At 34.1% G+C, this 14817-nt stretch carries 10 protein-coding genes, 2 tRNA genes and 1 pseudogene; 3 read left to right on the forward strand and 10 right to left on the reverse strand.

The annotated features are described in order from the left end of the window. Nucleotides 1-58 precede the first annotated feature (58 nt). Complete coding sequence (locus BST91_RS06320) at nucleotides 59-1882, forward strand: DNA polymerase III subunit gamma/tau (RefSeq protein ID WP_085774864.1); 1824 nt, start codon at nucleotides 59-61, stop codon at nucleotides 1880-1882. Nucleotides 1883-1930: 48 nt separating this feature from the next. Here the strand turns inward: BST91_RS06320 and BST91_RS06325 are convergent, their stop codons facing one another. The 8 genes and pseudogenes from BST91_RS06325 to BST91_RS06360 all read right to left on the reverse strand — a co-directional run bounded on the left by BST91_RS06325 (nucleotide 1931) and on the right by BST91_RS06360 (nucleotide 8960). Continuing rightward, entirely contained in the window at nucleotides 1931-2497 is a 567-nt protein-coding gene (locus BST91_RS06325; protein ID WP_085774865.1) for a porin family protein, read from the reverse strand. Nucleotides 2498-2568: 71 nt separating this feature from the next. Further along, nucleotides 2569-3468 carry a Ppx/GppA phosphatase family protein gene (locus BST91_RS06330; RefSeq protein WP_179944175.1) on the reverse strand — a complete coding sequence of 300 codons (900 nt, stop codon included), beginning with the start codon at nucleotides 3466-3468 and terminating at the stop codon, nucleotides 2569-2571. Then, nucleotides 3468-5510 carry a polyphosphate kinase 1 gene (gene ppk1, locus BST91_RS06335; RefSeq protein WP_085774866.1) on the reverse strand — a complete coding sequence of 681 codons (2043 nt, stop codon included), beginning with the start codon at nucleotides 5508-5510 and terminating at the stop codon, nucleotides 3468-3470. The genes BST91_RS06330 and ppk1 overlap by 1 nt, the downstream gene beginning before the upstream one ends. Next, nucleotides 5510-5995, reverse strand: coding sequence for a SixA phosphatase family protein (locus BST91_RS06340; RefSeq protein WP_042279483.1), 486 nt, complete (start codon nucleotides 5993-5995; stop codon nucleotides 5510-5512). The genes ppk1 and BST91_RS06340 overlap by 1 nt, the downstream gene beginning before the upstream one ends. Continuing rightward, nucleotides 5995-6641 (reverse strand): annotated as a pseudogene (pdxH, locus tag BST91_RS06345) (pyridoxamine 5'-phosphate oxidase). The gene BST91_RS06340 and the pseudogene pdxH overlap by 1 nt, the downstream one beginning before the upstream one ends. Nucleotides 6642-6760: 119 nt before the next feature. Continuing rightward, nucleotides 6761-6835, reverse strand: a tRNA-Pro gene (locus BST91_RS06350). A 20-nt stretch (nucleotides 6836-6855) separates the two neighbouring features. Then, nucleotides 6856-6939: transfer RNA gene (locus BST91_RS06355), tRNA-Ser, on the reverse strand. An 86-nt stretch (nucleotides 6940-7025) separates the two neighbouring features. Further along, nucleotides 7026-8960 carry an HD family phosphohydrolase gene (locus BST91_RS06360; protein ID WP_169709763.1) on the reverse strand — a complete coding sequence of 645 codons (1935 nt, stop codon included), beginning with the start codon at nucleotides 8958-8960 and terminating at the stop codon, nucleotides 7026-7028. 119 nt (nucleotides 8961-9079) lie between these two features. Between BST91_RS06360 and BST91_RS06365 the strand changes: the two genes are divergently transcribed. Both BST91_RS06365 and BST91_RS06370 read left to right on the forward strand, forming a co-directional pair. Then, the gene (locus tag BST91_RS06365; RefSeq protein WP_085774868.1) at nucleotides 9080-10255 is read left to right on the forward strand and encodes an acetyl-CoA C-acyltransferase; all 1176 of its coding nucleotides are present in this window, start codon (nucleotides 9080-9082) and stop codon (nucleotides 10253-10255) included. 3 nt (nucleotides 10256-10258) lie between these two features. Then, on the forward strand, nucleotides 10259-11011 hold the full coding sequence (locus BST91_RS06370) for a C40 family peptidase (protein ID WP_085774869.1): 753 nt from the start codon (nucleotides 10259-10261) through the stop codon (nucleotides 11009-11011). Nucleotides 11012-11094: 83 nt separating this feature from the next. Here BST91_RS06370 and BST91_RS06375 read toward each other — a convergent pair whose 3' ends face one another. Both BST91_RS06375 and gyrA read right to left on the reverse strand, forming a co-directional pair. Further along, a complete protein-coding gene (locus tag BST91_RS06375) occupies nucleotides 11095-12267 on the reverse strand; it encodes a tetratricopeptide repeat protein (RefSeq protein WP_085774870.1) in 1173 nt (390 codons plus the stop codon). 11 nt (nucleotides 12268-12278) lie between these two features. Further along, a complete protein-coding gene (gyrA, locus tag BST91_RS06380; RefSeq protein ID WP_060524745.1) occupies nucleotides 12279-14789 on the reverse strand; it encodes a DNA gyrase subunit A in 2511 nt (836 codons plus the stop codon). Nucleotides 14790-14817: the final 28 nt, after the last annotated feature.

The following is a 14817-nucleotide window of genomic DNA, read 5'->3' on the forward strand; positions in this document are numbered from 1 at the left end:
AATAAAAAACAAACTCAAAATAAACGGCAAAATAATGTTCTACGTATATCTTTGACCTATGGAACCGTTTATAGTAAGCGCACGTAAATACAGACCCGAAACCTTTGAAGATGTTGTTGGTCAAAGGGCAATTACACAAACTCTAGAGAATGCCATAAAAAGCAATCATCTAGCGCAGGCGTTACTATTTACAGGACCTAGAGGCGTAGGAAAAACTACCTGTGCCAGAATTCTTGCCAAAAAAATAAATCAAGAAAGTGGAGATTATAGTCCCGATGAAGACTTTGCTTTCAATATTTTTGAATTAGATGCTGCCTCAAACAACGGTGTAGAGCACATACGTAGTATTGTAGATCAAGTACGTATTCCTCCACAAGTAGGAAAGTATAAAGTATATATCATCGATGAGGTTCACATGCTATCAAATGCTGCCTTCAATGCGTTTTTAAAAACCCTTGAGGAACCACCATCTCATGCTATTTTTATTTTAGCGACTACGGAAAAGCACAAAATCATCCCTACCATATTATCTAGATGTCAAATATTTGATTTCAAGAGGATTACGGTAGGCGCTATGAGAGATCATCTTAAAAGAATAGCTCAACAAGAAGGTATAAACGCTGAGGAAGAAGCGTTGCAAATAATAGCTCAAAAAGCAGATGGTGCATTGCGTGATTCCTTGTCGATTTTTGATAGAGTGGTAAGCTTTTCTGGTAAAGATCTTACTGTACAAGCTGTAACAGAAAATTTAAATGTTTTAGATCGTGATACGTATTTCAAGGTAACCGATTTGATTCTAGATGGCGACATCCCTAATCTTCTAGTTACTTATGATGAAATACTAGCTAAAGGTTTTGATGGTCATCATTTCATAAGTGGTCTTGCAAGTCATTTTAGGGACCTTATGGTTTGTAAAGATGAACGCACTATCCAGCTTTTGGAATTAGGTGAAAAAACTAAAGCAAAATACAAAAGCCAGTCTTCTCATACAGATTTAGGTTTCCTGCGTGAGGCTATAGAAATAGCAAACAACGCCGATTTTAACTACCGTGCTAGTAGAAATCAACGATTACATGTCGAACTAGCAATAATGAAACTAGCCTCTATCCTTAAGGATGGAGAAAAAAAAAACTCCAATAGCTACATAGTAGGTCCTGAAAAGTTTACAGATACCCTAATAGATGATGTAAAACCTACTGAGGAACAAAAACAGGAAACAGCTCGCGATACGAAAGCAGCACCTCCTAAAGAAATATCTGAAGAGCCATCAACTTACAGGAATTCTGAAAAGCCTATAGAATCAACCAGTCCTGTACCAGAGAAGACACCTCATTTGAATTCCCAAAAATTTGTGGATTCCAATGATCGTGAAGCTCAATTAAAAGCTGCTAGAGCAAGATTGTTTTCTAAAACTAAAGAAACTGTAAGTAGTAGTTCTATCAAAGCTATACAGGTGAAAAATGAGCACGTCGCCAAAGCTGCTCAAAAAGTAATTAAACATGATGAATTACCTACAAAACCCTTTAGTCAAGAGGAGTTAAATCTAGTATGGAATAAATACGTGGATTATTTAGAGAATAAAGGCCAGCGTATTTTAGCAAGTATTCTCAATGCAGATGATCCTGAATTGATAGAAAAATCAGGTATACGCCTAAAATTTCCTAACAAATCAATGAAAGAAGATCTTGAAAAAAATCAAGGAACGGTTTTGGAACATTTGAAAAGGGAATTAAACAATTACAACATTTATTTTGACATCATAGTAGATGAGCAGGTAACCAAAAAATATGTATTTACAGAACAGGAGAAGTATCAAAAATTGTCTGAGAAAAATCCCGCGCTAGAATTACTAAGAAAAACATTTGATCTCGATTTTAAATAATAAAAGCAGCTCTACGGCTGCTTTTTTTATATCATAGGACAATTGATTTTATAACTTGTAAGCTATACCTAATTGAAAGTATCTGTTATTCGCTTCAGCTATTTCACCAAATTCCCTATCGAAAATATTAGCGAATCCATAACTATATCTCAAGTCCAAGGTCCAATTTTCATCTAGGTTGTACCCTATTCCACCTACACCAGCAATATCCCAGTTATAATAATCATTATTATCGCGTTCAGTAACGTTTACTCCTGCTTGTGGGCCTAACAATAGATACAATTTTTCTCCTAAATCTACTTTGGCAAGAACACCTACTTGTAACCAATTTGTTTTAAATTGAACGTTATCTCCGTTTTCTAATCGCAGCTCTTCTTCATTAACACCTATTGCAGAAAGTCCTATTTCAGGCTGTAAACTAAAGGAATCACTTAATGGTACAACAGCAAAGAAATTTGCATGTAATCCTAATCTAGAATCGGCATCCTCAATATCACCCGATAAATTTGAGTAATTAAGACCTAGCCTAAATCCATACTGAGCTTCACCGTTTACCTGAGAATAGGCATTCAGTGAAATAAAAATCACAAATAAGGATAAAATAATATTTTTCATGTGTTCTAATTATTTATTTCAAAAGTACTGTTTAATAGTTTAATGCTGCTTAAATATATTCTTGCCAACAATTATATCCGATTATCTGCATTATATATCGATTTAATGATACCATCGGACAATCCAATCTTCGGTACATAAATATTTTTGGCCATGCTCCATTTCATTGCTCTTAAATAAATTCTACAAGCAGGTATGATAACATCTGCACGATCTTGATTCATATTCAAACTGTATATACGTTCTTCATAAGTATACGATTGTAACTTTTCATAGTAACTAGCTAGATAAAAGTAAGAAAGTGGTTTTCCTTGAGATTTACCGCTACTTTTAAATATGTTATTAATATTACCACCAGAACCTATTAATTCAATTTTGGAATATGGCTTACAAACTTCTTTTACCCAATTCTCTGCCTCTGCCCAAAGAGAGTTATTTACCATATCATTAAGTAGCCTAACAGTACCTATTTGGAAGGAACGAGAAACAACCTCTTTCCCATAGGCGAAAAGAGTAAATTCTGTACTACCACCACCTACATCGACATATAAATAAACCTTTCTTTCGTCTATCACATTATGTAAATCGGTCATTGCAATTATAGCCGCTTCATGGGATCCATCAATAATTTCGATCTCAATACCGCAATTCTCTTTAATATAATCTGCGATTTCTTGGCCATTTTGGGCACCTCTCATGGCACTTGTTGCATAGGCTTTATACTTTTCAACCTTATGCACTTGCATAAGCAGTTTGTATGCCTTCATGGCGTCTACCATACGATTGAAATTTACTTCACTTATTTCACCAGTAGTAAATACATCTTGACCTAATCTAATAGGTACCCTTACCAAACTTATTTTTTTAAAGTTTGGTGGATTTCCTGTCATAGTATTTGCTGTTGCGATAAGCAGTCTAATTGCATTAGAACCTATGTCAATGGCACCATATTTAACAGATTTAAAACTCATTATTGATTCTTAAGATAAGTATAGGTTTCGTATTGAGATCTTACAGATTTGTCTTCTAAAAGTTTTACATAATTATTATTTTGATTCTCATCAATCAGTCTAGCTTTTATGTTGTCATTCCAACAAATCTCTAAAGTTTCTAATATTTGTCTTTTCACTTCGTTATCATAAATGGGACAAGCTATCTCTACTCTATGGTCTAGATTTCTAGTCATGAAATCTGCACTTGAGATATACAAAAGATCATTCCCATCATTGTGAAAGTAGTAGGCTCTAGGATGCTCTAAATATCTATCTACAATACTTTTGACTGTGATGTTTTCACTCATTCCAGGAACTCCTGGTATCAGACAACAAATACCACGTACAATTAATTCTATTTCAACACCTGCATTTGACGCCTGGTACAACAAATCAATCATCTTGAAATCTGATATCGAATTCAATTTACACCTAATGAAGGCTTTTTTTCCCGCTTTCGCGAAAGCGATCTCTTTACGAATCAATCGTTCGATACCATTTCTTAAATAATGTGGTGCAACAAGTAAATGTTTATATCTATGTAATTTATAATTAACTTCAAAAAAGTCAAAAACTCGTTCTACCTCTTTGAGAACTTTCTTGTTAGATGTAAAAATGGTGTAATCGGTATAAATCCTAGCGGTTGCTTCATTAAAGTTTCCGGTTGAAATGAATCCAAGTCTAGTGTTTTTACCTTTAATAACCTTGTTTACTACACATGCCTTACAATGTACTTTAAGCCCAGGAACTCCAAATATGAGTTTAACTCCTTCCTCTTGCATGAGTTCCGCATAATTGATATTTGCCTGTTCATCAAATCGCGCTTGTAACTCTATCGATACTGTGACTTGTTTTCCATTCTTAGCAGCATTTATCAATGCAAAGGCTACTTGTGATATTTCTGCAAGTCGATAAATAGTTATTTTAATGGTAGTAACGTATGGATCTAGTGCAGCCTCTCGTAGAAACCTAATTGTATTGGAAAACGTATGGTAAGGCGTGTATTGTAAGATGTCTTTTTCTTGAATTATCTTAAAAATGGAACCTCTTGCTGGTATGTCCAACACCGGTAACGGCGATTTCTGTTCGTACAATAAATCCGTTCTACCTAGACTTGGGAATTTTAAATAATCCCTACGGTTATGATACCTACCACCAGGAATTATGGAATCTACGTCGTCAAGATGTAGTTTATTTAGAAGAAATTCTAAAGTTTTATTATTTATTTCCTTGTCATACACAAATCGTACTATATCACCATCTTTTCTATCCTTTACACTACGTCTTATTTTCTCTAAAAGGCTTTGTTTTAGGTCAATATCCATTTCCAGCTCTGCATCAAGAGTAACTTTGATCATATGAGCTTCGATATATTTGTAATCAAACATATCAAATGTATAATGTAATCGATGCCTAATTACATCATCCAATAAAATTACATATTGATTATCATCATTTTCTAATCTAGGAAGAACTACAAATCGATTTAAGTATTTTGGTATCTCAATAATGGCATACTGCGTTGTTTCATTTTTTAAAACCATTCTTACTGCTAGATATCCCAAACCATCTCTCAAACTAGGTAGCGGCTGATTCGGTTTAAGAACAATGGTTGAAATTGCGGTACTTATTTTTTCATTGTAAAAATTTCTTATAAAGCCTTCATGTTCTTTTGGCAATTCCTTTTCATCTACAATTAATACATTTTTTTGCTTTAATTCGTTTTCAAGCTGTTCTAAAACGGTAAAACTTCTCGCCTGGATTGATATAACCTCTTTATTAATCTCTTCTAATAAATCTCCGGCTGATATTCCTCCTAAAGATTTAGTTGCATTTTTTCCTGCCTTATATATTCTTTGAATAGTGGCATATCGCACCCTAAAAAACTCATCTAAATTATTGGAAAAAATCCCTAAAAACCTAAGTCTTTCAATTAAAGGCACCGATTGGTCTTCTGCCTCTTGGAGCACTCTTTCATTGAATTTTAACCAACTTAATTCACGATTGTAGTAAGTATTCATTAACGAAGTTGTTTTGGGAAAATATGTGAAATCGTTTTACCAGGATTCAAGTCTTTCCATGAATTAATTGAAAATTCAAGAGTTACACAGCCCGTAGTAGGAACATTATCAAAGTAAATATCTCCAAAGTGATTTACAAATTCAGTAATTCCATGATTATGAGAGAATATTGTAATATGATCAAGGTCGTCATTTGCATTAAGAACAACTGATTCTAATTCTTCCTTGCTAAAAGTATATAAACTCCTATTAATTGAAAGAGAGTTTAAATTATAATCAAGATACTCGCAAACTAGAGTTGCAGTTTGTAGTGCACGTGCTGCACTACTTGACATGTAAATATCTGAATTAAATGAATTTTTTTTCAAATAGCTACCTATCAAATGTGCATCTTGTATACCACGTTCTTTAAGAACCCTATCGTGATCTCTTACTTGATATTCCCAAGTAGATTTACCGTGCCTGATGAGCGTTAATTTTTTCATTAAGGTTGTAGTCTTTTCATTTCCCAAATTGAATCTACCTGTTCAAAAAGTAGTCTATCGTGCAATCTATTTGGCCTTCCCTGCCAAAATTCAAAACTATACGGTTTACAAATAAAACCTCCCCAAAATTCTGGCATTGGAATTTTTGAAGTGTTTTCAAATCTTTCTCTAACAGTCTTGAGTTTGTATTCCAGCTGTTCCCTAGATGCTATCTGTGAACTTTGTTCACTAGCCCAAGCACCTAACTGACTTTCTCTAGGTCTCTTTTTAAAATAATTCTCAGAATGTTCTTTAGATACCTTTGAAATAGTAACCTTTATAATAATTTGTTTTTCTAAAGCAGGCCAAAAAAATGTAAACATCCTTTTTGATAATTTTTAATAGCTTTTGATTTTTCGCTTTCATAGTTTGTGTAAAAAACAAATCCATTATCAAGAATTTCTTTGAGTAATACAATTCTATTTTTTGGAAAACCATCACTACCTAATGTCGCAATAGACATAGCGTTTGCTTCTTCAATTTTTGGATGTTCTTTAGCCATTTCAAACCACTCCTTAAATAACAAAAAAGGATTATTAGGAACATCTGATTCTATCAATTCACTTTTTTGATAGTTTTTACGTAAATCGTGTAATTCAGTTTTCATGGGTACAATAGTTCATATGCAATTTACAAAATGCATAGTTGAATTATTGAGATTCGTAATTAAAAGAATTTAAAAGAGACAAATAAAAAAGCCTTATCAAATAATGATAAGGCTTTAAGTCGGGGTGGCAGGATTCGAACCTGCGACCTCCTGCTCCCAAAGCAGGCGCGATGACCGGGCTACGCTACACCCCGAAAAACATTGGAGAATGCTGCGGAGAGACCGGGACTCGAACCCGGGCAACGCTTACGCGTTGACAGATTAGCAATCTGCTCCATTACCACTCTGGCACCTCTCCAAAAATTTAAGAACTTACTTCAATTTCTCAAAGCGGTTGCAAATCTACGGCAAAGAATTAGTTTTCACAAAACATTTTTACGTTTTTTATTCGGGATATTCAATTCTAACATGATAAATACTGTTTAACTTCTTTTTTATCAATAGTTTGACCTTTTTAATTTCTTTTAAAGTTAAATCAGAATTATCAAACTGACCACTATTTAAATGTCCATCTATAACAGTTTCCACTAGTCTATCAAATTTTTGTGCAGTCGGTTGTTGCACACTCTTTGAAGCTGCTTCTATACTATCACTTATCATTAATAATGCTGTTTCTTTACTGAATGGTTTAGGACCCGGATAACTAAAATTCTCTTTAACTGTGTTTGGATCGAGCTCTTTGTTTTTATGATAAAAATATTTGACAAGAGAATCTCCATGATGGGTTCTTATAAAGTCAATTATTCTATCAGGAATATTGTACTCCTTAGCTAACTCTACTCCTAGCAATATATGATTTATTATTATCCTTGCACTTTCTTTGGGTGCTAGATCATCATGGGGATTAATACCATTCGTTTGATTTTCAATGAAAAGAGTCGGATTGCTAATTTTTCCTATATCGTGATATAAAGCACCGACTCTAACCAACATCGAATTTGCTCCAATTTCACTTGCCAGATATTCTGCTATATTAGCCACATTCAAAGAGTGATGAAAGGTTCCAGGCGCTTCATTGGATAATCTTTTTAACAATGGAGCATTGGTGTCTCCTAATTCAAGTAATGAAATATCACTCGTCATATTAAAAACTTTTTCATAAGCATATATGAGAGGATAAATCATTAGGACGAGAATACTACTGATTACTATCTGCCCTAATTTTTCCCATTTAATAATGAAATCCGCATCACTAAATAATGAAAATGAAATCCAAATAATCGTAGAAACAATTAGAATTTTAACAACCACTAAAAATAAATTAGCTCGATTATAAATTTTTGCATTTGAGGTTAAGGCTACAATTGAAATTAATATTTGTTGTGTAATAAAAATAAGGGGATTTAAAACATTAAGGCTTATGACAAGAGTTACTAAGACACTACAAAATAAAGCCAATCTTGTAGAAAAAAATGATTGAAGAATCAAAGAATAAATTACAAAAGGTACAATTAATATATAATCAGGATAACTATACGAGAAAAATATTCCTAAACTAATGAACAATAATGTATTGAATAAAATGAAAATAATATTCTTATTAATCATTAAAAGTGCTCCATTAAATTTTTTGATATACAGATAAAACGCTAATAATAGAACATAAATTATTGCTCCTTTACTAATTTTACTAATCAGTCGATCTTTTACGTCTGAATTCTTTACATAATTTCTATTCAAGGAATCTAGCACTTTCAACTTATCACCTTGAACTATTTCACCTTTAGCTATTATTCTACTATTTTGTTTCACCCAATAGTCAATAGGTAAAATATTTGAAATAGCATTATTAATCCTCTTATTCGTTTCTTCCTTATTAAAGAAAACATTTTCTTCAGGGATATTAAAAACATTAAATAATGAATCAGGAAGTAAATTTCTTATTTTCTTTTTTAGTTCAGTTCTTCTAATAAGTTTATCCGTATTAATAATACTTTCCTCACCATTCTTAACTAATATGATAGAACGATTAATGAAGGTATCAGAAATAACACCTGTTTCGTAAGAGTTAAGTATTATTTCATTTAAATCATTATTCAGATTTTCGCTAATAACTTTTTCACTATTCGCAAGAATAAAATTTTTATTTTCAAGTGATACTTTCTTAAAAGTATATATCGGAAATTGACTTTCTATTGCTTGTTTTTTTTCTGAAATTAATTCCTCATTCGTTTTGTAAACAGGGAAATCAAAAGGCGCGTATAAAACATCCTGTGACCAAGGTTCACCGTGTTGATATCGTAATGAAAATCTATTACTTTCCGGAGTTAATAGAACTATTAAAACCGTAGACAGAAACAAAATGACAAATAAAGCCAAATGTTCAATTTTAAAGTATTTTTTTATAAACGACATCCTTTACTTTAAGGTTGAATTAACCACTTTACAATTTTAAAAAGCAGTGTTTTTATGTATTTTCGCAGGTAAAGATAAACATCATGAATAAAGTAGTAATTGTATCCTACGCAAGAACACCTATTGGTAGCTTTATGGGAAAGTTATCAACCATCCCTGCAACACAATTAGGTAGCATAGCAATCAAAGGAGCAATAGATAAATCTGGAATTGATCCAAACCTCGTTCAAGAAGTTTTTATGGGTCACGTTGTTCAAGCAAATACGGGTCAAGCACCTGCTAGACAAGCAGCTCTAGGAGCAGGTATATCAAAAAACACTCCTTGTACTACTGTAAATAAAGTTTGTGCGAGTGGAATGAAATCTATAATGATGGCAGCACAATCAATAGCTTGTGGAGACGCTGATGTTGTCATTGCCGGTGGAATGGAAAACATGAGTCAAATACCACATTATACACACTTACGAAATGCTACAAAGTTTGGCCCTAGCACTCTAGTCGATGGAATGCAACGAGATGGATTAATTGATGCCTATGATAAAAATGCTATGGGAGTATGTGCTGACCAGTGTGCTATAGACCATAGTTTTACAAGAGAAGATCAAGACAAATTTGCAATTCAATCTTATAACAGATCTAGTGAAGCTTGGTCAAATGGAAAGTTTAGTGATGAAGTAGTTCCAGTTCATGTCCCACAGCGCCGTGGTGATGATTTGGTAGTTGATAGAGATGAGGAATACTCTAATGTTAAAATGGATAAAATACCTTCATTACGCCCTGCTTTTACTAAGGATGGTACAGTGACAGCGGCAAACGCCTCTACGATCAACGATGGTGCTGCCGCATTACTTTTGATGAGTGAAGATAAAGCTAAAGAATTAGGTCTTAGCCCAATTGCTTACGTAAAAGGATATGCAGATGCAGCACTGAGTCCTGAGCATTTTACAGTTGCTCCTGCAAAAGCTTTACCCAAAGCTTTAAGTAAAGCAGGTGTTTCTCAAGATGAAATAGATTATTTTGAATTCAATGAGGCTTTTTCAGTTGTTGGATTAGCAAATATGAAGCTATTGGGACTTAATGATAAGAACGTTAATGTGTATGGTGGTGCGGTTTCACTAGGGCATCCATTAGGCTGTAGCGGTGCTCGTATAGTAACTACATTATTAAGTGTACTTAAACAAGAAGACGGAAAATTAGGAGCTGCTGCTATTTGCAACGGTGGCGGCGGTGCAAGCGCTATGGTTATAGAAATGTTATAATACATGAGATACGGTATTTGCCCAATTTCAATTGCTCCGTTAAGAGCTGAAGCTAGTGACAAAAGTGAGCTAGTATCTCAGGTACTATATGGGGAAATATTCAAAATTATCGAACCAAGAAAAAGTTGGTCTAGGATACGACTTGCACATGATAAATATGAAGGTTGGATAGACAATAAACAATTGAGGGAAATTGAATCCGAAGACTACCATAGCATTCATCAACTTCCCAAATCATATTGTACTGATTTAATTTCTCATGTAACACATGAAGATGGATCGTTATCTACAATATGTATTGGTGCGCAAATAAGCTCTTCTGCTTTTTTAGGAGACACATTTAATGGAGAATATCATGATTTTGCAGAAATTGAAAAATCTAAAATAGTCGAAAACTCATTACTCTTTTTAAATACATCATATTTATGGGGTGGACGTAATCCATTGGGTATCGATTGCAGCGGATTTACACAATTAGTGTATAGATTGAACGGGCATCCCATTCCTAGAGACGCTTCACAGCAAGCAAATATTGGCGAAGCTTTAAGCTTTATAGAGGAATCAGAACCAGGTGATTTGGCCTTTTTTGATAATAAAGAAGGCTTAATCACTCACGTAGGAGTCGTTATGCAAGATAATTACATTATCCATGCCCACGGCAAGATAAGAATAGATCGCTTAGATCAAAGTGGTATTTTCAATGTAGAAAGTAATTCGCATACTCACAAGTTAAGGGTAATCAAAAAAATTATCTAATTAAAAAAAGCCTCTCATTATATTGAGAGGCTTTTTTAATAATCGTTATTTTAAGCTTTCGCGAAAGCGTGAAATTTAAACTTTTATTTACCTTGAAGAGCATCGATTTTATCTTGCATTTTTAAAGCACTATATAAATTTATTAAGGTTTGTTTCACTTGTTCGTTTTTAGGTTGTAACATCAAGGCTTTTTCGAATAGTTTAGTAGCCTTTGTATACATGGTTTTTTGTTCCTCATACGTAGTTTCTTCTAAATTACCTATGGACACATAGGCGAATGCCAAATTATTTAACGTATTAAAATTTTCTGAATCAAGTTTCAAACTTAACTGATAATATTTTATAGCCTCCTTGTAATTTTTAGAATTGAGTGCGGCCAAACCTAAATTATCAAATACTCTAGGGTCTTTAACATCATCAGCTAAGGAAGCAACAGCCTTTTTATACTCTTCCATCCGACCTAATGTAAGTAACATATCCGCTCTATTCAATTTCAAGGAGTTATCATTCGGATACTTATCAAAAGAGTTCGTAAAAATAGTTTCAGCCTTATCTAATTGATCATTTCTTTTATATAACCACATTAGGTTACTGAGAATAGCCCCACGTTGAGACGGAGATTGTTCTACAACTAAATCCTTATAATCACCCTGTTTAATTGCAACTTCAGCAAGAACTTTGCTTTTAAATATTTCTTGTTGACCTGTTGATGTTTTAGTTGCCTTGATTACCTCTTGCTGTCCAGAATATCCAGATTCATAAAGCTTCTCATAAGCTAATAAGGCTTTATTGAAATCTCCAGTTGAATAGGCTAGGCTTGCTACATTAAAAAGCATAGCTTGATCTTCTTTAAAATAATTGGAAAGCTGCTCCACTATATTTAGAGCACCTTCTTGATTTTCAACTGTTAATTTACTCGCCTCTTCTAATAGGCTTCGTCTCATCTCATTTTCAACATATAAAAACTTTACCTCATCTTCATATCCTAACTTTTTAGCCGTTTTCAATTGATCCAATGCTAATAAAAGTTTATCAACATCACCATTAGCATTAGTAAGCAGGGTAAATGCATTATAAAATGCATACTCATCTTTATAATCAGCTTCTATTTCATTTTCATTTAGAGTATTGAAAATTTCCATTGCAGCTGCGATGTCATTTCTATCTACTGCCTTTGCTATTTTTTTGAATTGTTTCTTTTGTGCAGTAGCAATTACTGTACAAAAAAGAAACATAATAGTTACTATTTTTTTCATTTTAATTTTTTTTATTCTTCGCTATCATCGGTCACAACAGTTGTGCCATCGTTTTCCGTTGCCTCAAGGCTATCGTCGTCGTTTTCATCTTTAACAACTTTTGCAACTGCAGCAATCGAATCGTTACCTTTTAAGTTTATAAGCCTTACTCCTTGTGTTGCTCTTCCCATAACTCTTAGGTCAGAGACATTGATTCTAATCGCAACACCAGACTTATTGATAATCATTAAATCATCAGAGTCGGTTACATTTTTAAGAGCCACTAAACTTCCTGTCTTTTCAGTAACAGAGATTGTTTTTACACCTTTTCCTCCACGATTAGTTTCTCTATAATCTTCTAGGCTTGACCTTTTACCGTATCCTTTTTCAGAAACAACAAGAATATTAGATTCCATATCGTTAACAGATACCATTCCTATAACCTCATCATCGTCGTGCGCAAGTCTTATTCCTCTAACTCCACTCGCACTACGACCCATAGGCCTAGTTTTTGATTCATCAAATCTAATTGCTTTACCGCTCTTCAATCCTAACATTACGTGGCTATCTCCAGTCGTTAGTTTTGCTTCTAATAAGGTATCTCCATCCTTAATAGTAATTGCATTAATACCATTTGAACGAGGTCTTGAGTACTGTTCTAAAGAAGTTTTCTTAACCTGACCTTTTTTAGTAGCCATTATCACATAATGACTATTAATATAGTCTTCATCTTTAAGATCTTGAGTACAAATTACTGCTTTAACCTTATCGTCTTGCTCAATATTAATTAGATTCTGTATAGCTCTACCTTTGGAAGTACGACTACCTTCTGGTATTTCATAAACTCTCATCCAGAAACACTTACCTTTTTCAGTAAAGAAAAGCATGTATTGATGATTTGTTCCTATAAAAATATCCTCCAGGAAATCTGCATCACGCGTTGTACTTGCCTTCTGGCCTACTCCACCTCTATTCTGAATTTTATATTCATTCAAACTAGTACGCTTAATGTAACCTGCATGTGAAATTGTGATTACAACTTGCTCATCTGGTATCATATCTTCGATACTCAAATCACCACCAGCATACTCGATTTTTGATCGGCGCTCATCACCAAATTTCTCTTTAACCTCGAGAAGTTCTTCCTTAATAATAGCCATTCTACGCTCTTTTTTAGCAAGAATATCTTTAAGGTCTGCGATGGTTTCTAAAAGGTCGTTATACTCTGATCGTAATTTATCTTGTTCTAGTCCTGTAAGCTGTCTCAATCGCATTTCAACGATAGCTCTAGCTTGAATTTCAGAAAGTTCAAAACGTTTGATTAGCTTTTCTCGCGCTTCTTCTCCATTTTTACTGGAACGTATAAGTGCAATAACCTCATCGATATTATCACTAGCAATAATTAATCCTTCAAGGATATGTGCTCGTTCTTCAGCTTTACGCAATTCAAACGTTGTTCTACGAGTTACTACCTCATGTCTGTGCTCCACAAAATAGTGGATCATCTCTTTAACATTAAGTAATTGCGGTCTTCCGTTTACAAGTGCAATGTTATTCACACTAAAACTTGACTGTAAAGCAGTATGCTTATACAATTTATTAATTACGATATTAGGTATAGCATCCCTTTTAAGAACATATACGATACGCATACCTTTACGGTCGGATTCATCTCTTATGGAGGAGATTCCTTCAAGTTTTTTCTCGTTGATAAGATCGGCTGTTTTCTTAATCATATCAGCTTTATTTACCTGATATGGCAACTCATCAACGATTATGCATTCACGTCCTTTTACCTCTTCAATACGTGCTCTACCTCTTATTTTAACGCGACCACGCCCAGTATGCATGGCTTCTTTTACTCCATCATAACCGTAAATAATTCCACCTGTTGGAAAATCTGGTGCTTTTACATGGTTTATGAGTTCATCAACTGTAATGTCGTTATCTTCAATGTAGGCGATTGTACCATCTACTACTTCAGATAAGTTATGCGGTGGCATATTAGTAGCCATACCTACTGCAATACCGCTAGCTCCATTTACGAGCAGGTTAGGTATTTTTGTAGGAAGAACAGTAGGCTCGCTTAATGTATCATCAAAATTAAGTTGAGTATCTACCGTTTCCTTATCGATATCAGCGAGCATTTCCTCACTTATTTTACGCATTCTGGCTTCAGTATAACGCATGGCTGCAGGTGGATCTCCATCTACACTACCAAAGTTACCCTGACCATCAACCATCATATACCTCAATGACCATTCTTGCGCCATACGTACCATTGTATCGTATACCGATGTATCTCCATGAGGATGGTACTTTCCAAGTACCTCTCCTACAATTCTTGCACTTTTTTTGTAAGCTCTATTAGATAGTACACCTAGCTCATACATTCCATAAAGAACCCTACGGTGAACTGGTTTTAGCCCATCGCGCACATCTGGCAGTGCACGTGACACTATGACCGACATCGAGTAATCGATGTATGCTGACTTCATTTCATCCTCGATATTAATCGGGATCAACTTTTCTCCATCTGCCATGAATTATCAGTGTTTTAAATTATGAACT

The organism is Nonlabens tegetincola, assembly GCF_002117085.1.
GTDB lineage: Bacteria > Bacteroidota > Bacteroidia > Flavobacteriales > Flavobacteriaceae > Nonlabens > Nonlabens tegetincola.

What these genes read in the sequence shown, in the direction of transcription:
- BST91_RS06320 (WP_085774864.1), top strand. Translation starts at nt 59, where the DNA reads ATGGAACCGTTTATAGTAAGCGCACGTAAATACAGACCCGAAACCTTT.
- BST91_RS06325 (WP_085774865.1), bottom strand. Translation starts at nt 2,497, where the DNA reads ATGAAAAATATTATTTTATCCTTATTTGTGATTTTTATTTCACTGAAT.
- BST91_RS06330 (WP_179944175.1), bottom strand. Translation starts at nt 3,468, where the DNA reads ATGAGTTTTAAATCTGTTAAATATGGTGCCATTGACATAGGTTCTAAT.
- ppk1 (WP_085774866.1), bottom strand. Translation starts at nt 5,510, where the DNA reads ATGAATACTTACTACAATCGTGAATTAAGTTGGTTAAAATTCAATGAA.
- BST91_RS06340 (WP_042279483.1), bottom strand. Translation starts at nt 5,995, where the DNA reads ATGAAAAAATTAACGCTCATCAGGCACGGTAAATCTACTTGGGAATAT.
- BST91_RS06365 (WP_085774868.1), top strand. Translation starts at nt 9,080, where the DNA reads ATGAATAAAGTAGTAATTGTATCCTACGCAAGAACACCTATTGGTAGC.
- BST91_RS06370 (WP_085774869.1), top strand. Translation starts at nt 10,259, where the DNA reads ATGAGATACGGTATTTGCCCAATTTCAATTGCTCCGTTAAGAGCTGAA.
- BST91_RS06375 (WP_085774870.1), bottom strand. Translation starts at nt 12,267, where the DNA reads ATGAAAAAAATAGTAACTATTATGTTTCTTTTTTGTACAGTAATTGCT.
- gyrA (WP_060524745.1), bottom strand. Translation starts at nt 14,789, where the DNA reads ATGGCAGATGGAGAAAAGTTGATCCCGATTAATATCGAGGATGAAATG.